General features: G+C 43.0%; 15 protein-coding genes. All 15 read left to right on the top strand.

Translation table 11 applies throughout. The features are described from left to right. Positions 1-60 precede the first annotated feature (60 nt). Positions 61-804 carry a M23 family metallopeptidase gene (locus tag MKZ16_RS30535; RefSeq protein ID WP_076106985.1) on the top strand — a complete coding sequence of 248 codons (744 nt, stop codon included), beginning with the start codon at positions 61-63 and terminating at the stop codon, positions 802-804. Positions 805-1076: 272 nt separating this feature from the next. Next, positions 1077-1364, top strand: a complete 288-nt coding sequence (gene spoIIID / locus MKZ16_RS30530) for a sporulation transcriptional regulator SpoIIID (protein WP_036681548.1) — start codon at positions 1077-1079, stop codon at positions 1362-1364. Positions 1365-1493: 129 nt separating this feature from the next. Then, positions 1494-2492 carry a rod shape-determining protein gene (locus MKZ16_RS30525; RefSeq protein WP_036681546.1) on the top strand — a complete coding sequence of 333 codons (999 nt, stop codon included), beginning with the start codon at positions 1494-1496 and terminating at the stop codon, positions 2490-2492. Positions 2493-2539: 47 nt separating this feature from the next. Further along, on the top strand, positions 2540-3418 hold the full coding sequence (locus MKZ16_RS30520) for a flagellar hook-basal body protein (protein WP_076106987.1): 879 nt from the start codon (positions 2540-2542) through the stop codon (positions 3416-3418). 52 nt (positions 3419-3470) lie between these two features. Beyond that, positions 3471-4292 (top strand): flagellar hook-basal body protein, encoded by an 822-nt coding sequence (locus MKZ16_RS30515; protein WP_038573632.1) that lies wholly within the window; start codon positions 3471-3473, stop codon positions 4290-4292. A 10-nt stretch (positions 4293-4302) separates the two neighbouring features. Next, positions 4303-4527: a DNA-directed RNA polymerase subunit beta gene (locus MKZ16_RS30510; RefSeq protein ID WP_036681538.1), complete on the top strand. Its 225-nt coding sequence runs from the start codon at positions 4303-4305 to the stop codon at positions 4525-4527. A 263-nt stretch (positions 4528-4790) separates the two neighbouring features. Further along, a complete protein-coding gene (gene fabZ / locus MKZ16_RS30505; RefSeq protein WP_036681536.1) occupies positions 4791-5213 on the top strand; it encodes a 3-hydroxyacyl-ACP dehydratase FabZ in 423 nt (140 codons plus the stop codon). Positions 5214-5255: 42 nt separating this feature from the next. Further along, positions 5256-6977 carry a phospho-sugar mutase gene (locus tag MKZ16_RS30500; RefSeq protein WP_036681534.1) on the top strand — a complete coding sequence of 574 codons (1722 nt, stop codon included), beginning with the start codon at positions 5256-5258 and terminating at the stop codon, positions 6975-6977. Positions 6978-7105: 128 nt separating this feature from the next. Beyond that, positions 7106-9142: a DUF5693 family protein gene (locus MKZ16_RS30495; protein WP_076106989.1), complete on the top strand. Its 2037-nt coding sequence runs from the start codon at positions 7106-7108 to the stop codon at positions 9140-9142. Continuing rightward, complete coding sequence (gene csaB / locus MKZ16_RS30490; RefSeq protein WP_036681529.1) at positions 9118-10251, top strand: polysaccharide pyruvyl transferase CsaB; 1134 nt, start codon at positions 9118-9120, stop codon at positions 10249-10251. The genes MKZ16_RS30495 and csaB overlap by 25 nt, the downstream gene beginning before the upstream one ends. 6 nt (positions 10252-10257) lie before the next feature. Further along, the gene (locus tag MKZ16_RS30485) at positions 10258-11013 is read left to right on the top strand and encodes a WecB/TagA/CpsF family glycosyltransferase (protein ID WP_036681526.1); all 756 of its coding nucleotides are present in this window, start codon (positions 10258-10260) and stop codon (positions 11011-11013) included. 116 nt (positions 11014-11129) lie between these two features. Beyond that, the gene (locus tag MKZ16_RS30480) at positions 11130-12257 is read left to right on the top strand and encodes an MraY family glycosyltransferase (protein WP_036681523.1); all 1128 of its coding nucleotides are present in this window, start codon (positions 11130-11132) and stop codon (positions 12255-12257) included. A gap of 160 nt (positions 12258-12417) precedes the next feature. Continuing rightward, the gene (locus tag MKZ16_RS30475) at positions 12418-16344 is read left to right on the top strand and encodes an S-layer homology domain-containing protein (protein ID WP_076106991.1); all 3927 of its coding nucleotides are present in this window, start codon (positions 12418-12420) and stop codon (positions 16342-16344) included. 155 nt (positions 16345-16499) lie between these two features. Further along, a complete protein-coding gene (locus MKZ16_RS30470) occupies positions 16500-16841 on the top strand; it encodes a hypothetical protein (protein WP_036681520.1) in 342 nt (113 codons plus the stop codon). A 500-nt stretch (positions 16842-17341) separates the two neighbouring features. Next, on the top strand, positions 17342-20194 hold the full coding sequence (locus tag MKZ16_RS30465) for an Ig-like domain-containing protein (RefSeq protein WP_076106993.1): 2853 nt from the start codon (positions 17342-17344) through the stop codon (positions 20192-20194). Positions 20195-20234 lie beyond the last annotated feature (40 nt).

The following is a 20234-nucleotide window of genomic DNA, read 5'->3' as shown; positions in this document are numbered from 1 at the left end:
TTGAAAGATACGTATAAAAGAGAAAAGCCCGGTAACACTGGTTACTGAGGTGATAACCATATGAATGAACAAGACAAAAACAAAACAAACCAAGATGAATCTCTCAAAAAAACTCAGGGAGATTTACCTGGTGCAAAACCTTCTTCATGGAACAGACTGGTATCTAAACGTTGGGTATTCCCAGCAGTCTACACGGCGGCAGCGGCAATTATACTAACCTTGGTGTGGGTCTATCAGGATGCCGGCCAAAAGCCGCTCAACCAGGACACTGCCGCCACTTCGCGGCAAGTAGGAACTTCCGCTAATGAAGCTGGTACAACAACCGGAGGTCCAGATGCACTTGAAGTTGTTGCTTCAACGGAAAGTATGACTTGGCCAGTAGCTAATCCAGGTGAAGTAGAAGTAGTTAAGCCGTATTATGATGAGAATGGTACAGAGGACAATCACGTTGCCGCTATGGTGCAATATAACGACAAATTTATTCCTAATGTCGGAATCGATATTGCCCGTGAAGACAACAATACGTTCGATGTCAAAGCAGCGCTCAGCGGTGAAGTGACCAGAGTGGAAGATGTTGCGGTATTAGGTAAAGTGATTGAAATTACCCATCAAGGTAATTTGAAGACTGTATACCAAAGTCTTGGTGAAACAAAAGTTAAACAAGGCGATGTAGTGAAGCAGGGAGATACTCTTGCCACAGCTGGTCGCAGTGAGATCGAAAAGAACCTTGGAAATCATGTACACTTTGAAGTGTACGAAGATGGCAAAGTAGTCAATCCATCGGATTTACTGCCACAGCGATAAAAATTTCTATAGCAGGGGGCGAAAGCCCCCTATTTTTTTGTGTATATAGGGATTTTTAAGGTTATGTTTGTGATGAGCCTTTTGTTTACGCGGGAAACGGTTGTTGACCTAAAGGGACAGCGACGGCTTTTCATCATGCTAATAACACGGGTTATTAGGTTGTCCATTAAATAAAATGAGCCCTCCATAGCTTGTCATGTCTTGAAAGCGCGAATATATAAGCCCGCCCCTCATATAATGTACCAAACTATCCACAGTTGGGAGGCGGGAGCGTGCACGATTACATCAAGGAACGTACGATCAAAATCGGACGCTGCATCGTGGAAACCAGGCATACGGTCCGGACCATAGCCAAGGAATTTGGCGTTTCAAAGAGCACGGTGCATAAAGATTTAACTGAGCGTCTGCCAGAGATCAACCCTGATCTGGCCGATCAGGTGAAGCACATTCTCGAATATCACAAGTCCATCCGACATCTTCGGGGGGGAGAAGCCACAAAAATCAAATATAAAAAATCGACGGGGAAAAAACGTGAGGTTGCTGTAGCATCAAAGCCATGAGATTTTCGGAAATTTAAGGAAATATTCAGCTTTAATACATTGTGTACTTCCCCTAAAGTATGGTATTTTTAAATTTAGTACTAACTGCTGTTTTTTCAATTAAAATAACACTTTGGGGGCTCTTTCATTATGTTTAGCAAGGATATCGGAATCGACCTCGGCACGGCCAATGTGCTCATACATGTTAAGGGAAGGGGAGTCGTTCTGGATGAACCTTCCGTGGTCACACTTGAAAGTGATACGAAGAGAGTCCTTGCGGTGGGAGAACAGGCACGTCGCATGGTTGGACGTACACCTGGAAATATTATAACAATCCGTCCTCTCCGGGATGGTGTCATTGCAGATTTTGAAATCACAGAAATGATGCTTAAGTATTTTATCGACCGCGTTGGCGGCCGGTCCTGGTACGCACGGCCCCGTATTCTGATTTGCGCCCCTACAAATATTACATCTGTGGAACAGAAGTCCATACGGGAAGCGGCGGAGCGGAGCGGGGCTAAGGAAGTTTTTATGGAGGAAGAGCCAAAAGCCGCTGCAATCGGAGCGGGAATGGATATTTATCAGCCTAGTGGGAACATGGTCGTCGATATCGGTGGCGGAACGACGGATGTAGCCGTACTTTCTATGGGCGACGTCGTTACCGCTTCTTCGATTAAAGTCGCAGGAGACAAGTTCGATGAGGCCATTTTAAGATATATTAAACAAAAGTATAAGCTGTTAATCGGCGAACGTACGGCAGAGGATATTAAGGTTACAATTGGCACCGTGCGTCCAGGCCTGATGCAGGCTGAAATGGATATTCGTGGTCGTGATATGGTAAGTGGACTCCCTCAGACGCTCACTATTACTTCAGGCGAGGTAAAAGAAGCACTATGGGATCCGGTTTCTTCTATTGTGGCAGCTGCTAAGTCCGTTCTGGAACGTACACCGCCTGAGCTATCCGCAGATATTATTGACCGGGGTGTTGTTCTAACTGGTGGTGGCGCTTTACTTAATGGATTGGACGAGCTCCTCTCGGAAGAATTACATGTTCCGGTGTGGATAGCGGAAGACCCGATGCATTGTGTAGTTAAGGGAACAGGAATAATGCTGGATAATTTGGACAAGGTCGTTAAGAAAAAGTTCTAAGCAGCCGATATAAAAGGTAGCAAAAGATTCGGAAGGGGACTACCTTCATGATAAGAGGATTATATACAGCCGCTGCAGGTATGGTTACACAGCAGCGTAGACATGATACGGCAACACAGAACATCGCTAACTTGAATACAACGGGGTACAAGCAGGTTGACAGTGTCAATCATGCTTTTCCGGATGTATTGATCTCTGCTATGAGTAATGGCAATACCAAGCCAGTGGGGCGTCTTAACACTGGGGTTTTTGCAGAACAGTCGATATCCCAATATTTACAGGGTGATTTAAGGGAGAGCGGCAAGACCATGGATTTTGCTTTATCTACGGATTTGCAAGTAGCTGATCCTGTGACAGGTCAAAATATCTCCTTTGATGGTTCGGGCAAATATGTAATCCCTGAGGGTGAGGTTGTTTATCGTCCACAGGCCTTCTTTACTGTACAGGATGCTGAAGGGAATAATCTGTATACGCGAAATGGGAGCTTCTCAATAAACGCGGCTACAGGAGAGGTACTGAGCAGTGGTGGCTTCAAGGTTCTTGATTCCACAGGCAAGCCCCTTGTCTTGACAGGAAATCAGGACACCCTTAAAGTGGACGGGCAGGGTAATTTGCTTAATCCAGTAACAGGACTTCCGACAGGGACCAAGCTTGGTGTGAGTGTAGTAACAAAGCCACAGGAGCTTGTACGTGACGGTAATGGTGTATTTCACGCTGATGATGTAGAGGCGGCAGATATCCGTTTCTCTAACGGAACAGATAACATGCAAGTACGCCAAGGTTACTTGGAAAGCTCTAATGTAGATCCTACTCAGGTTACTGTGGATTTGAATGCCGCCTATCGGGCTTATGAAGCGAACCAGAAGATTGTTCAATATTATGATGGCAGCTTGCAGAAGGCTGTAAGTGAAGTTGGCAGGGTTTAGGCAGTGCTTAGGAAATGAGCTTTACAGGTAGAGCTTATAGGAGGTTTGATCTATGAACAACTCAACGATTAGTGCAGCAGTCTCCATGTCGAGCCTTCAGCAGCGGCTTGATATTATAGCGGATAATCTAGCCAACATGGATACCAATGGTTATAAGAGCAAGCAGGGCTCTTTTGAGGACGTGCTGACTCGTGTACAACAGCAATCGGATGATTATGACCAACCGGGCCGTTCTACACCCCTAGGCTTTAATATGGGTTTTGGGACTTATGTGCCTTCGATCTCAACGAATTGGGAAGAGGGTCCCCTTAAAGAAACAGGGAGTCCGACCGACTTAGCCATTCAGGGCAACGGGCTTTTTGGTGTTCAGGTCAATGGTACTACGGCGTACACACGTCAGGGTGATTTTCACTTTATTCCTGACACGACTGATGCCAAGATGATGGTATTGGTTGATAACACAGGAAACTCCGTTTTAAATACAGAGGGCAAACCTCTAACGGTTCCTGTAGGTGTGAATGCTGCTATCGATGAATCCGGTCGTGTGTTAACGAAAAAGACGGAGAATGGACCTGTTCAGGTAGCGGGTACTATAATGATAGTAGAACCTAAGACACAGAATGCCTTAAAGGCTGTCGACGGGAATTTCTATATGCTTGCAGATGGAGTTACAGCACAGCAGGCTTTTGTACAAAGAGCGGCAGGCGAGGCATCTGGAATTGGAGTGCGCTCAGGATGGCTGGAGCAGTCGAATGTCGATATGACCTCAGAAATGACAGAAATGATGCAGATTCAACGCACGTATCAACTCGTAGCTCGGGCACTTTCGTCCAGTGATCAGATGTTTGGTCTAGCCAATAACATGCGCGCGTAGAGGTGAAGGAATGGATCGACAGGAAAAAGTTAAATCGGAAGAGAAGAAAGAACCCTCTCCACGAGGGATCTCCAAATGGACCATGATACAATGGGTTCTTATTCCCTTGCTTCTCGTAGCTGCACTTGGAGGCGGCCTGGCCGTCGGTTACGTTGTCCTGGGTAAGAAAGAGTTAAGCGATGCTCTGCAGTGGAGCACGTGGAGACATGTATATGATTTGGTTTTTGCTCCATAAATGAAGATGATTTAACCACTCCCTTGTTATACAAGGGAGTTTTCTTTTTTATGCTGAAAAATGTATAATGGTGGGGGGCCTCGGGCAGCAAAAAGGGCCCTCTCCGCCATGCTGCCGCATCCGGTGGAGAAAGCCCCTTATCTCAACCTCCACTTCTGCAGTTGGTGAAGGATAAATATAGTTTTTACCGAACCTGCCTAATTTTATGCATTTCGGCAAAGAATAAAAGAAAATGTGCAACATCCGAAAGGAGTTTTGTCATAATGCTGGATATCAACCAAATTCAAGAAATCATCCCCCATCGGCCTCCATTTCTGCTGGTGGACAAAATTATCGAGATTGAAATGGGCAAAAAAGCTGTAGGAATCAAAAATGTAACGATCAATGAACCGTTCTTTGTAGGTCACTTTCCGGGCTATCCGGTAATGCCGGGTGTACTGATTACAGAAGCCCTTGCACAAGTGGGTGCGGTTGCTATCCTGGGAGTAGAGGCTAATCGCGGCCGAATCGGTTTTTTAGCTGGGCTGGACGGATTCCGTTTCCGTGGTCAAGTGGTACCGGGCGATACACTTACTCTTGAAGTAGAGATCACCCGTCTTAAGGGCAGCATCGGAAAAGGACAAGCTACTGCTTCCGTTGAAGGTAAGGTTGTAGCCTCTGGAGAAATTATGTTTGCTCTGAGCTAAATATTTTATTTTTTTATAAATATATCTAAAGGAGAGATTCATATGACTCAATTAAGTGCAAAAGCGGCAGACACATTATCCCGCTGGTTGCAGGACCCTTCTGTTGACGAGGCTACAAAGGCAGAGCTTCGCGCTCTGGAGAATGAGCCACAGGAGCTTGAAGAGCGTTTTTACAGAGACTTAGAGTTTGGTACAGGCGGCTTGCGTGGGGTTATTGGTGCGGGCAGCAATCGTATCAATCGTTATACTGTTGGCAGAGCTACACAAGGCTTCGCTAATTATATTCTAGAAAAGCATACTGGAGAAGGCAGACCTTCGGTTGTTATCGCGCATGACTCTCGCCGCTTCTCGCCTGAATTCACACTTGAGGCTGCTCTCGTACTGGCTGCTAATGGTATCGAGGCGCATTTGTTTACTTCCCTTCGTTCAACACCACAGCTGTCATTCAGTGTGCGTTATTTGAAAGCAACGGGTGGTATTGTAATCACCGCGAGCCATAACCCTCCTGAATACAATGGTTATAAGGTCTATAATTCGGAAGGCGGACAGCTTGTACCACACGAAGCCGAAAAGGTCATTTCTTACATACTAGAGGTTGACACTTTTGATGGTGTAAAGCGGATTTCGCAAGAAGAAGCTGAAGCTCAAGGGCTGTTGCACTGGCTAGGAGAGAAGGATGACGAAGCGTTTACTGATACTGTTGCTGCGGTCAGTCTTGCAAGTGAAGAGATTGCCTCTACGCTTGGAAAAGACTTCAAAATCGTATACACTCCGCTGCATGGTACAGGTAATTTGCCAGTCCGCCGTGTACTTGAGAAAATCGGCTTCACCCAGGTGCATGTTGTACCTGAGCAAGAGCAGCCGGATTCTGAATTCTCTACAGTGAAATCTCCGAACCCGGAGGAACGTGAAGCTTTTACGCTGGCTATGAAGCTGGGCGAAGAGTTGAATGCTGACCTTTTGATTGGTACAGATCCTGATGCAGACCGTATGGGTGCGGTAGTTCGCGACAATGAAGGTAAATTTGTTGTTCTGTCCGGCAATCAATCCGGAGCACTGATGATTCATTACTATTTGAGTCGTTTGCAGGAACAAGGAAAGCTGCCTCGCAATGGTGCGGTTGTAAAGACTATCGTTACTAGCGAAATGGGGGCTGCTGTAGCTTCTCATTATGGTGCAACTGTATTTAATACGCTGACTGGCTTCAAATATATTGGAGAAAAGATGACGCAGTTCGAACAATCCGGAGAATACACATATCTTTTCGGATATGAAGAAAGCTATGGTTATCTTGCAGGCAATTATGCTCGTGATAAGGATGCTGTTCTTGCTGCTATGCTTATCGCTGAAGCAGGTGCTTATTATAAAGCTCAAGGCAAAACATTATATGATGTTCTTCAGGAATTGTACGAGCAGTTCGGATACTTCTTGGAAAGCTTGGAGTCCCGTACGCTGAAAGGCAAAGATGGCGTTGCGCAAATTCAAGGAATCATGAATGATTGGCGTTCTAATGCACCACAAGAAATTGCTGGATCTGCCGTAACAGAAATTCAAGATTATTCCCTGGGCTTAAATGGACTGCCGAAGGAAAATGTACTGAAGTATTTGCTGGCTGACGGATCTTGGTTCTGCCTGCGCCCTTCCGGCACAGAACCTAAGATTAAAGTTTATTTTGCAGTAGTGGGTGACTCCCTGCAGAATGCTAAGGATAAGGTTGCTGCACTGTCGAAACAAGTTATGGCTCGCGTTGACGGGGGACAATAATAAATATAGAGTGCCTTCTATATTGTGAATTATATTTTATGTAGAAACGGGTACCGTCTCTAAAAGGATGACGATCCGTTTCTACTTTTGTTAAAAGAGTTTTTAAAGCGAAAGAGGAGGTACTTTTGGTGCGGCAAAAATGGCAACGTTGGAATATTACTTCCCGAAAGTGGCTGTGGATCATAGTTGTGGTTGGCGTTATAGCAGCCTTGCCTGTGGTCTATGATCGACTGCAGACGGAGAAGTCTTCCAAGACAGTAGAATTTGTATTTGATTATCGTGATCTGGTTGATGTAGCCAGCTATCGTGCAAATCCACAAGATTATATTTCCGAGCAGTTAGATCGCCTTAAAGACGCGGGTGTTCAGAGTATGGCGATTTACGAAAGCACACTGGAAGATTATCGTAAGGCGCGTCGTCTGATGATATGGGGTGCGGCTGATATAGCTAATCTTACGGACACGATCATTCCTGAAAATGAGAACTATACCTATATTCTTTTTACCAGTGCTGATTACAGCGATACTTTAGCGCCTGTAATTAAAGAAGCATTTAGTAATCTTGGGATTAATTCAAGAGACTGGAGTTTCCGCGGACAGCAGGGTCTTATCATTGAGACCCCGCTAGAAGATGCTACATTGAAGCCGCTCCAGCCCGATCCATTTACATTGGAGATGCTGCACAACAAGGGATTCAGTATTGTACCTCGTCTTGTGGATTCTCTGACTTATAATGAAGCCACGGTAAAGAAGCTGTTGGATCGTTATGAGGAATTGGGTGTTAAACGGATTCTATTTGAAGGTGAGTCTGTTAAAGGGTTTAATGATGATGCCGATACTGGCAGTATCACTGACTTTGCTAATCTCCTTAAAGAACGTGGAATGGGGATTGCAGCAATTGAGAATATTAAGAAACAGCAAAAGGGCTTTAACAGGCTCGCTTATTTGCTGGATTATAATGTGACACGTTTATATTCCCTTAGTGAGGGAGATTCTGCCTTAGATCCAAAAGTGATTTCGGACCGTTTCGCTCTGGCAACAAAGGATCGGAATATCCGCATGATCTACTTAAACACGATTCCTGCAAGAAATACTGCTAAGGCACAGGTTACAGATACATTAGATAACCTTATTACCAGCCTAAGCGAACCAGGCGGAGCTGTTGAGCAGATTAAAGACAATGGATTTAAACTGGGACAAGCTACGGCATTTGAGGTTGTAGATTCCTCTTATCAACGTTACTTTAAGCTAGTTGCGGTGGTTGGAGCAGTGTCTTTAGTGGCTCTGCTGGTCTCTTACTTCATTCCACAGCTCACGCTTGCTGCCTGGGTGTTAGGTCTGATTGGAAGTGCAGGCCTGATGCTAGTGAAGCCTGAAATGTTTGAACAAGCGCTCGCGCTTGCCGCTGCGATAAGTGCACCAACGCTTGCCGTTGTGCTTGCCATTCGTAAGGTTAATGAAATGGGGCCACCTCTACGGAGCAATCCCCTTACCTATAAGGCTATGAGCCCGCAACGCCGGTTTACACATAGTTTAGTGCTTTATTTTAAGACTTCACTGATCTCTTTGAGCGCTGTGCCGTTTATGATAGCACTGCTTAATAATGTTACTTATAGCCTGGTTCTCAACCAGTTCCGTGGTGTCAGTCTGCTTCATATGGCGCCTATCGGTCTTGTGGCACTTTACGTGCTTTTGTATCGTGGGGATTTTGTCTTTAACAAGACAGGTAAGCTGCTGCGGACACCAATCACATTTGCGATGATTATCATTGCCTTTGTTTTGGCGGTTGTTGGTTATTATTACATGACCCGTACAGGTAACGGTGGCAGTGTGAGTCCGCTGGAAATGGTTTTACGTACCTTCTTGGAAAATACGGTTGGCGTTCGACCGCGTAATAAAGAGTTTTTGCTAGCGCATCCGTTATTAATTCTTGGTGCATTCTTGGCCTTTAGATATCGGAATGCAGCGTTTATCATGATTATTGCTGTAATCGGTCAGCTCTCCATGGTGGATACCTTTGCACATATTCACTCGCCAGTTCTGATCTCGCTCATTCGTGGCTTGCTCGGTCTTGGATTAGGACTGATCATTGGTGTGATTGCCGTAATCGTATGGCAAATTGCAGAAGGGTGTTGGAAACGATGGTCGCCACTCCTAAAAAGATAGTTATTTCCGGTTATTACGGTTTCCATAACAGCGGGGATGAGGCGGTACTGCAATCTATATTGATTGCACTGCAACAACATTCTCAAGCTGCAGGTATAGAGATCGAACCCATTGTCTTGTCCATCGATCCTGAGTGGACTAGCGCCACATATGGAGTGAAATCTGTGCACCGGATGAAGCTGGTTGAAGTCCGTCAAGCTATTTATGAGAGTTCTGGTCTGATCAGCGGTGGAGGTAGCTTGCTGCAAGATGTAACAGGAAGCAAGAGTATTCCTTACTATTTAGGTATTATCAAGCTTGCGCAGTGGATGGGTAAACCGACCTTTATTTATGCTCAAGGTATCGGACCTGTGAATCGTAAGCTTTTCCACCCATTAATCAAATCAGTGTTTCGCAAATGTACCTATATCTCTGTGCGGGATGAACAATCCCGCGAGCTTTTACTTTCTATGGGATTAGAACAGAAGAACATAGAGGTTGTTCCTGACCCGGTGATGGGCTTATCTTTACCTGATGATACTGATGCTGCTGAATTACCAGAGTCTTCAGATTCACTTCCGGTAGTAGGTATTTCGGTACGTTATTGGGAACAAGATCGCAAGGAGCTGGACGCTCTTGCTCAAGGCTTGATTAAGGCGAATCTTGAGAAACCATTGCATTTAAGATTCCTTCCGTTTCATCTTCCATCTGATATTGAAGCCTCACGTTATGTGATGGAGAAGCTGGAAGAAAATATAAGCCAGCATGGGGGTCAGGTCAGTATTTGTGAAGATGCCAGTCATCCGCAACACATGCTGCGGGAAGTAGGGCAATGTGAAGTGCTGATCGGAATGCGTCTTCATAGCCTGATTTATGCCGCAGGGCGGCGAGTTCCGCTGATTGGTATCTCTTATGATCCGAAAATTGATCATTTTCTAGACAGAGTTCGGTGTCAGCCTGTGGGCACGACCCAATCATTAGATGCTGGACAGGTTGCTGCTGAGATAGGCCATCTTTTGGAAACAACAGAGGGATGGAGAAATGAGCGGGAGACGATCCTCTCCTCGTTGATTCAAGAAGCAGGGGCTCCAGCACGGCAAATCGTAGAATATTTCCACCATAAAGGATGATCTAAAGTGAAAGCAGAAAGCGCGGTACCTACAGTTCCTATTTTTGGGATTAGAGTCTCCAAGGTGGATATGGCAGCAACTGTTGCTTATTTGACAGAGGCGGTTCATACCCGTATCCCGCATCAAGTGATTACAGCTAATCCGATTATGGTTATGGCTGCTTTGGAAGATCCAGCTTATATGGAGATAATGAAGTCAGCTGAATTGGTTGTCCCAGATGGAACCGGTGTGGTATGGGCTGCTAATTATTGTAAGGAGCCTGTAACCGAACGGGTAGCTGGGTTTGACCTGTTACATGAATTGATGCAACAGGGTGAAAGATATGGATGGAAGGTATATCTCCTTGGTTCTACACCTGAGGTGATTCAGGAAACCGCTGAAAGGTTACAATTGCAATATCCGCGTGTTATTATTGCAGGATATCATGACGGTTATTTTGGTCCGGAATCGGACGATGAAATTATTGCTGGAATTGTTAAAACCAATCCTGACTTATTATTTGTGGCCAGAGGCGCGGATAGTCAGGAACCATGGATTGCAAAACACAAATCCAAGTTAGGTGTTCCGATCATGATGGGGGTCGGCGGCAGCTTTGATGTAATTTCTGGCAAGAGCAAGAGAGCGCCAAAAGTTTTCCAAAAAATGAGAATTGAATGGTTGTACCGTTTATTAAAAGAGCCTACGCGGTACAAAAGAATGCTTGCGTTGCCGAAATTCGCATTAAAAGTGGTGCGTGAGAAAGATAAAGTAACAAAAGTCTAGTCAAATGCCGATATTCACCTAGAAAATCAGATGAATAGCCTAAAAAAGGGATTGGAATTTGTTTTTGTAACAGCGTATAATTCAATGCGGTAGAGAAATGGGGGTCGACTGATCAAATGTTAATCATATACATCGCTGGATTTATCGTATGCATGGGACTCGCACTTGGCCTCACACCTTTGGTGAAAAAATTCGCCATTAAGATTGGTGCGACAGATGTGCCGAATGCTCGTAAAGTGCACACGAAAATTATGCCCCGCCTTGGCGGATTAGCTATTTTTCTGGCGTTTGTGTTAGGCCTGCTTGCCGTATTGCCGATTATTCCATATGAGTTCACTCCGCGGGAGGCCAACTTCATCAAAGCGCTGCTGTGTGGCGGCGGACTGATTGTACTTATCGGAGGGTTGGATGACCGATTTGAATTATCAGCAAAGTTGAAGCTGCTGGGCCAAATTGTCGCAGCATGTATTGTAGTTTTCGGTTTTGGTATTACTGTAGATTTTGTGAATATTCCATTTAACAATACGTATTCTTCATTGGAAAGCTGGATTGCTATCCCGCTTACGATTTTCTGGATTGTTGGTGTCACCAATGCTGTTAACCTGATTGACGGGTTGGACGGGCTTGCTGCTGGTGTATCAGGGATTGCGATTGCTACGATTGCGGTAATGGCTTTCTTGATGGGGAACACGATGGTTGCAATGTTATGCCTGTTGCTTCTGGGTAGCATAATCGGATTCTTGTTCTTCAACTTCCATCCCGCCAAGATTTTTATGGGGGATACGGGATCGCTGTTCTTAGGCTTCTGCTTAGCTTTACTTGCTTTGCTAGGGTTTAAACAGATTGCCGTGGTTTCGTTTATTACACCTTTGCTTATTATTGGTGTACCGTTGTCGGACACGTTCTTTGCGATCGTGCGCCGTAAGCTGCAGAAGAAACCAATCTTTGCACCAGATAAAGGTCACTTGCATCATTGCCTTCGCGAGCTAGGCTTTAGTCATCGTCAGACTGTGCTCATTATTTATGGTATTGCTGCATTTTTCGGAGTTTTAGCTGTTATTCAATCCTCTGCCGCTCTTTACGAGGCGAACTGGGTTACCTTTGTAGTCATCTGCATCATGCTCTTCTTCTTGCAGATCGGTGCGGAAGTTACAGGTTTGATCGGTAAGACTAAACGTCCGCTGATTGATTTCTTTTTAAGAATTCGTATGAAGGCTAATCCGGAAAGAGGTTCCAAATCTTAATTTATTAATGGTATTATTCTAATATTTTCTATAACTAACAAAACTCATCCCTTTTCGGATGAGTTTTTTGTTGTTTTCCCTAAAAATATCGCTTCCTATGACCGATAAAGAACAAAGTGAAGGTTTACGAGAATTTATACTCAAAGGAGAGATATAACACATGCAACGCTTTAAGAGACCGTTCGTTTGGCTGATGCTGGCGGCTTTGATCGTTTCTATGTTCCCAGGTAAATACACGCCCATAGCGGCAGCGGCTACCACGAGCTCCACGACTTTCTTCAGTCCGGATGATCTCACATTACGTAATACTGTTCTGTTGAAACAGGATGTTGTAGCAACAACAGCTAATCCTAATCCTGAGGGACTTATTGACCGTTCTAGTGTTTACAAAGTAAGTAGCCCTACCTTTTCAATTACAGGAACCTACTCTCAGGTAACATCTTCCACGATGAAGGTTACTGTAGAGCAGCTTACAAAAGATAGTCAATCTAATAAATGGGTAACAGATGCTACTCACCTGACTACGGGAGCGGTAACAACAGATACCAATAGCCCGGATAACCGTTTTGTAGCATCTGGTCTTGTTTTGTATACAGGTTTTAATAAGGTGACCTTTTCTGGTATGCAAGGGAATCTCCAACGTTCAGAATCATTTTATGTTCTTTATGATAAAGTTCCCTATGTAACAGAATTAAAAGTTTTGGGTGGTCCTTCCGCGCTTAATTTAAATGAAGGAACACAAGTTGTCGTACCAGTATCTACAGTTACTCTTCAAGGTAAAGTAACGAATGCCACTAAAGTCAGTGTCTCCGTGAATGGAGGAACTGCATTACAAACTTCCCTATTGGAAGACGGAACATTTTTCACCCCCGCGCTGAACTTGAGTCCGGGATTAAGTACGCTTAAGATTGTTATTCAAAATGCTTCGGATTCAATAACAATAGACAGATCCGTATATTTCTTTGATAAGGATCAACCGTACGCTTCTTTGAACATCAACCACGACAATGCGGACTATAATATCTTAAATGATAATGTGCCTACGTTGACTGCTGATTTGACTCCAAGTGTTGCAGGTTTTACTGGACAGATCTTAGTTCCATATAACGTGGCTCCGTTTGCAACAAATGCTGTGCTAACTCTTAATAAAGGTAATAGTTCCGAAAAAGTTGTAACGATTAGTGCTGTGACAGAAGAATTAACAATTCCTGGTCCTGATGGCGTTACGCCAACGTATAAATTGGTTAAATTTAAGACTGCAGCTGATTTAGAAATCTTGGCGGGTGTAAATGACTTTAAATTGTCTGTAGATTATGGCAGCCACAGCAGTTCTCATCTTTATTCATATAAATTTTTGAAAAATGAGACTGTTATAACAGAAATGTACTACCTTCCTGGATATACAGGCTCAGGTGATCTCACCAATATCTCTAAATTGCCTTTGAATGGCCAACAGTTAGAGACGGATAGTTTCTATATAATGGCGAAGACAAATAGACCAACAACCCCAGCAGATATAACTGCAAACTATTTGCCTTTGAGTAATAAACCACTATCCATAGATTATGTAACTGCAGGCACAGGAACAAATGAATATATTTATAAAATATCAGGGTTCTCTAATGGTCAACAAAAGGTACAATTCCGTTATAAAGGATCAGAATCCTTCTATAATGCTGATATTTCATATGTATCGAAAAACTATATATATGTAAGTAATCTGCAAGATGGTCAGACCTACGAATTCGATTCCAGTGTAGAAAAAAAACTTAATGTCGCTGGGGAATATATCGGGTTCGAAAATATAGAAAATGCACAAGTGCAAATTAACGGTACAGACAGTAACTCATTATCTAGCAATCCTTTTAAGCTTGAAGTAGAAAAAAACTCAACAGTAAATAAAACAACTTTTAATTTCACTGTGACAATCAGTCAGACGGGACCACTGGTATACGGTGAGAATAAAATCGTGTTTACTGGAGTCTCAAGAGATAATGCTGGTAACCAACGTATTATCAAAAAAGAACTTAAAATTTACATCATTGATACCAACATTTCTGGGATAAAACAATTCCATCCTACTTTAGGGGATAATCGTTTACCTTTTACAACTACAACCCTTTCTAATGAAGTCGAGCGTAATGCCATGCTGGCATTGCCGGCTGAGATTGTATATAAGGATGAAAAATATACAACAAGCAAAGATAAATTCGACTTGGTACTACAAGGTAGTGGTGCTACAACGCTGAATCTTTATCAGGGCTCTACTTTGGTGTTTACTTCGACGGGGCAAGATAAGCTACTAATTGACGGTACGGAATCCGCTGGACCTATTGGTCCTAAACGTTATCCTGATGAAGTGGCTGCAAATGGTCTGTATTATGACTACATTGGCAGTGCTAAAAACTTTATTTTAAGATTACGTGACATTAAATTTGATGCCCCAGGAAGTCAAGTTTATACCCTAGAGCTTATTAACAAAACAGGAGCAAGAACTACACAACGTCTTGAAGTAGTGCGGGAAGTTGCTCCATATCGTCTTCTGTCACCTGTAGCGACGGTAGGTGAGCAAATTGTTGTTAACAAAAACTTTGTTCGTTTTGATATTGAGGCTGAAGGTGCCACTAAAGTAATAATTGGCAAAGAAGAAGCAATTAAACGTACGGATTTGCCAAATCAAGATCGCTTCACCTATGATTATGTGGGTTTAAAAGCAGACAAATCGAATCCTATTAAGATACAAGTGGTTCGTGCTAACTCCACAATAAGCGATACCATAAATGTGTATTATGCCAGTGCTGTGCAGATTGATACACAATATATGGCGGAGAAGGTAGCTACGAAGTATAGTGTCTTTAATAAAACCTTGGAATTGAACTTCCCTAAAGGTACGATTATGAAGGGATATACTAGCTCTGGTGCTGCAAAATATTATCCTAATACAAAACTGTTGTTTGGTATCGCGGATCCCGCTGATGGCGTTGTTGAACGTAAGAATGATTACGGGAACATTATCAACGTAACGGGTAGTGACGACAGAACCGAAGGCGGGGGCGGGCAGCTTGTGATTCCACAGGATCTTGCTCTACGCTTTACATCAACCGTCTCTACTAATAACTTTTCGAGAGTATCGGATATCTATTGGCTTAGTGGTGGTCTAGGAAATGATGGCGTTAATCTTGAGACCAACGGGGTTACCCCACATTTCGTGGATGCAAGTGGAAAGACTGGATACTTTACACAGTATAGTCAAACGAGAAAAATCGTACCTTCCCAACGTGGTGAATTGACGCTTACTTTCAACTCCAGCATTGTGGATGAAGTGGGATCGACTATTACAGTATTCCGATATACAGATTCAGGTAAGTGGGAGAACTTGGGCGGGGTCGTAGATACGAAAAAACATACCATCACCGTTCCATTCGATGAATTTGGTTATTACACTGTTATGAAGCTGCGCCGTGGTTTTGTTGATATTACGAATCATCCTTGGGGCAGAAATATAATGAATGGATTGTATTCCAAAGGATTCATGACTAACCTTCGAGCAGACGCATTCGGGGCCGATGATTTGACCACTCGTGGTGAATTCGCTACATTGTTGGTGAAATCATTAAGTATTCCTTTGAACTATGATGCTAATAAACAAACCTTCTTTGATATTGTGCCAGAAGCCGTCGCGGCCACATGGGATTTCAAACACATTGAGACAGCTGCTAGGGCAGGTATTGTTACAGGCCTCAGTGATGGCTTCTTTGGGCCTGATCAAGCCTTAACACGTGAACAAGCCGCAGTAATGATAGCTAGGGCGTTGAAACTCAAGATGTCTTTGAATGACAGTAAACTGCTGGCAAGCTTAAGCAAATCATTTGTTGATACAAGTAACATGGATTTCTACTCACGTCCTGCAATTGAAGCTATATCTAAAGCTAAGATTATGGAAGGAAGCGCTGTGACCGTTACCGGCCAAAAGAAGCCCGTCTATAACTTTAACCCGAAAGGTAAGTTGACTAGAGCAGAGGCCGGAAAGATTACTGTGGCACTCTTACAGAAGAGTACAAGCATCTTCCCTAAGAACTTTAACTAAAGATTAAAAAAAGTGCTCCGGCTTGCGAAAAGTATTCGTAGGTCGGAGTTTTGATGTAAAGATAACAATTACCAGCGACATAAATTTTGTAATCTGCACCGATTTACGATACAATAATGTAGAAAATATTATTTTCTGAAAGGTGAAAGCCATCGATGAAACCGATTTTATCAAAAGCACAGTTGGATTACATGAAAGCCAAGAATATGTTTGAGAATAGAGCAAAAGTGTTGGAGAAGGAAATTGCAGCTAAACGGGCACTACAGGAGATCACTCAAGAGGTCATGGAAGAACTGGTGCAAGCAACAGGATTCCACGATTCATACAACGAGCTTGTTGTTACTGAGAATGCTCTGATCGAATGGTCTCATACTACAATCAAGCATGAGAAGAGCTACCGCGAGAACCGCGCAGCTATTGATGCAATGTATGACAATGTGAACTCGAGTCCTGAGAAGCGTCAGGAATTGATCCAATTATCTATGAAGATTCGTTAGAAACAATGTAATAGAAGCAAGCGTCGGCAACGGCGCTTTTTTTGTTTTTTGTAGGAATGTTTAAATTAATAGTACAAGTGTTAATGATTCTTAGTAAATATTGCATAATGACGTTTAGAAAGCGACTATGATATACTGTTTTCCGTAGGCACCCATGATTAACAATAGTTAGTAGAACATACATATGTATCTTCTAATGGGATCACACCGGAAAATATAAAAAAGAAGATTTTTTTTGAGAAACCGCAACTTTTTCAAATCTTCTGCGTTTAAGGTGTAGAGTCATTTACACAGAGGCTGAAATTAACCGCTGGTAAAGCCAATTTAACAAAATGGAAAAATTAGCTTTACGTGACTTGAGGCACATTGTATAATACTTAGGTATAATTAGGAATCTAGTATTGTCATGTCCTAAAATCGTTTACCAGTTTCTGTGATACCCGTCACAGACATTATTTATACTTAATTTGCTCAACTCGGGAAAGGGGGTGCATCGGCTAATGAGTGACATGAGCTACTCAACTAAAGAAAAATCTCAGTTTATGAACGTCCAAGGAGGAGAAAAAAAGGTTATGAAGAAAATTTTATCCGTAGCATTATCTACAGCAATGGCATTCTCGATGTTTGCCTCTGTAGCGTTTGGTGACGCAGCAACAACTCCGCAACAAAAATTTGATGCTTTGGCAGCGAAAGGTATTCTCAACGGATACCCAGATGGTCAAGCTCACCTTGAAAAAGATCTTACTCGTGCTGAGTTCGCGAAGATCGTTACTAAATTGTTCGACCTTACTGAAGTAAGTAACAAATTGTCTTACAAAGACAAAGGTTACAACGCATCGAACTGGGCAGTGCCTTACATCGAAGCTGTTACTGCAGTAAACTACATGCAAGGTAAAGATACTGTTAAAGGTATCTTCGATTACAACGGTAAAGTAACAGTTGAAGAAGTTGCGGCTGTATTGTTCCGCGCTTTGAAATTGGAACAACCAACTACAACTGATAACTCTGCATCCGCATGGGCTAAAGGTTATGCTCAAGCAGTAATCAATGCAGGTTTGGTTGCTAAAGACACTAACTTCAAAGCTAACGCTAGCCGTTCTTTGGTAGTTGAAACAGCTTATGCTGTTGATCAATTGAGCCAAGCAGCTACAATCGTTTCTGCTGAAGCATTGAGCCCAACTAAAGTAGTTGTTACTTTCTCTGACAAAACTACTACAACTGTTGAATTGACAACTGCTCTTGTAGCAGGCGTTGAAACTACAATCAACTTCAAACACAATGATCATGATTACACTACAAAAGTAACTTTGGCAGCTCCTAAGGTTGTTTCCGCAGAAGCTCCAAATGCTAAACAAGTAGTAATCAAATTTAACCGTTCAATCGATGTTGATACACTGGCTGAATCCAGCAAAGTTATCGACGGCGTAGTAAAAGTAACTAAAGTGGGTAGTGATGTTAACGAAGTAGCTAATGCTAATGTTACCTTCAACGCTGACAACACTGAAGCTGTTATTACCCTGCCAGGAGTTAAATTCCTTAAAGGTAACTACACTGTAGTTCTTAACGATGCTGTAACAACAACATCTGGTGAAGCTATCCCAGCTTACACACAACTGATCACTGTTGCTGATACAGTTGCTCCAACACTTGCTTCTGCTAGCTCTACTGCAAAAGCAACTACTAAAGATGTATACGTGAAATTCAGCGAACCAGTTAAAACTACTGGTATTGTTGCTTACGTAAATGGTCAAGTTGCTACTGTAACTGTAACAAATGATACTTACACTGAGTATAAATTGTCTGCAGGAACATTGGATAGCGGCAAAACTTACGATGTATCGTTGCTTAACGTTACTGACTTTGCAGGTAATGTAGCTAATCCTAACCCAATCAAAACTACTGTAACTGTAGTTTCTGACGTTGCTGCTCCAGTAATCAAGAGCGTAACTCCAGTAAGTGACAAGTATGTTGAAGTTGAGTTCGACAAAACAGTTGATCGTGCTTCTTTGGTTGGTAATGTTCGCTTGTTGAACTCCGTTGGTGAAAGCCAAGGTACGTTCCAAGTGTTGACTACTGACAATGGCAAGAAGTTCACCCTTCAAAGCCCATTGACTAGCTTCCCTTCAACTGGAACTTTCACTGGTTCTGTAGTATTCGGAGCTTCTGTAAAAGATACTCTGGGTAACATTTTGGGAACAGCTGCTAGCCAAGCAATTACCTTTACTAAAGACACTGTAGCTCCTACTGTAACTGGTGTTACTTACACAACTACAGCTGTTAATAAAGGTCTGGTTCTGAAATTCTCTGAAAATGTTGTATACAAAGGTAAAGGCACCCTGCAACTGATTAATGATACTACTGGTGAAGCTACAACTGTACTTCACAATTCTAGTCTTGTTAAAGGTAGCGGAAGTACTTTCACTATCACTGGTGTAAGTGTACCAACTGCTGGTAGCTACACATTGCGTATTCCTGCAGGATTGTTCGTAGATAAATCCTACAGTGCAAATGAACTGACTGCTGCAGTATTGCCTGTAACAATCGGATCTACTTCAACTGACGATAAAGCTCCAGAATTGTTGGTTGTTAATGGCGCTGCTCCTATCAAGTTCTATGATAGCAAATCTGTTGGTGATGACACTTATGGTGATGCTTTGATCACTGTTGATCTGTTTGATGCTAGCGGTTTGAAATCATCCACAATTCTTGATAAAAACAGCTACACATTGAACAATGCTGGTCTTCCAAGCACTTCTTACGTTACAATTAAAACATTGAACGAAAAAGGCGAAGAAGTATCATCTGCTACTAACCCAACTCGTGCTCGTGCATATGTATATATCCCTAGCTCCAGCATCACAGAAACTAAAGACTATGTCTTTGCTGTGAATGGTGTTACTGATACTGCTGGTAACGTAATCGATGGTACAGTTGCACAACAAAAAGGTAAGCTGACTAGCAGAATTAGCCCTGCGTTTGATTCAGCTGTAGTATCCAGCGGAGGTTCAACTGAACTGATTCTCGGATTCTCCAAAGACCTGAATGAAGCTACAACTGAAGCTGACTTGAAAGCGAACCTGGAATTCTACATCAACACTGATGTTAATTCTAGCAACAAAATTTCATCAGATAACATTCTTTCTATCACTCCGATTAAATACGGATCTGATAAAGGAAAATGGTCTGTTAAATTCTCCAAGAAAATCATTGATTCCGCTGCTGGTGCTAAAGAAGAACTTGATCTTAACGCCAACGGTGTTAACAGAATCATTGTTAAAGTTAAGAAAGACGCTGCAATCTTCGATGCTGATGGCAACAAGATCAAAGGCGAAACAGAAATCTCCGCTAAGTAATCTCCGATTACCGAAGCACAGAATAGCCTCTTCGGAGGCT

This window comes from Paenibacillus sp. FSL R5-0928 (assembly GCF_037970385.1).
GTDB lineage: Bacteria > Bacillota > Bacilli > Paenibacillales > Paenibacillaceae > Paenibacillus_AQ > Paenibacillus_AQ odorifer.
The sequence above is the reverse complement of the archived record's forward strand: the minus strand, read 5'-3'. Positions and strand labels throughout refer to the sequence as shown.

Bases quoted from the DNA above. Each gene is read 5' to 3' on its own strand.
- MKZ16_RS30535 (WP_076106985.1), top strand. From the start codon at position 61: ATGAATGAACAAGACAAAAACAAAACAAACCAAGATGAATCTCTCAAA.
- MKZ16_RS30525 (WP_036681546.1), top strand. From the start codon at position 1,494: ATGTTTAGCAAGGATATCGGAATCGACCTCGGCACGGCCAATGTGCTC.
- MKZ16_RS30520 (WP_076106987.1), top strand. From the start codon at position 2,540: ATGATAAGAGGATTATATACAGCCGCTGCAGGTATGGTTACACAGCAG.
- MKZ16_RS30515 (WP_038573632.1), top strand. From the start codon at position 3,471: ATGAACAACTCAACGATTAGTGCAGCAGTCTCCATGTCGAGCCTTCAG.
- MKZ16_RS30510 (WP_036681538.1), top strand. From the start codon at position 4,303: ATGGATCGACAGGAAAAAGTTAAATCGGAAGAGAAGAAAGAACCCTCT.
- fabZ (WP_036681536.1), top strand. From the start codon at position 4,791: ATGCTGGATATCAACCAAATTCAAGAAATCATCCCCCATCGGCCTCCA.
- MKZ16_RS30500 (WP_036681534.1), top strand. From the start codon at position 5,256: ATGACTCAATTAAGTGCAAAAGCGGCAGACACATTATCCCGCTGGTTG.
- csaB (WP_036681529.1), top strand. From the start codon at position 9,118: ATGGTCGCCACTCCTAAAAAGATAGTTATTTCCGGTTATTACGGTTTC.
- MKZ16_RS30480 (WP_036681523.1), top strand. From the start codon at position 11,130: ATGTTAATCATATACATCGCTGGATTTATCGTATGCATGGGACTCGCA.
- MKZ16_RS30475 (WP_076106991.1), top strand. From the start codon at position 12,418: ATGCAACGCTTTAAGAGACCGTTCGTTTGGCTGATGCTGGCGGCTTTG.
- MKZ16_RS30470 (WP_036681520.1), top strand. From the start codon at position 16,500: ATGAAACCGATTTTATCAAAAGCACAGTTGGATTACATGAAAGCCAAG.
- MKZ16_RS30465 (WP_076106993.1), top strand. From the start codon at position 17,342: ATGAGTGACATGAGCTACTCAACTAAAGAAAAATCTCAGTTTATGAAC.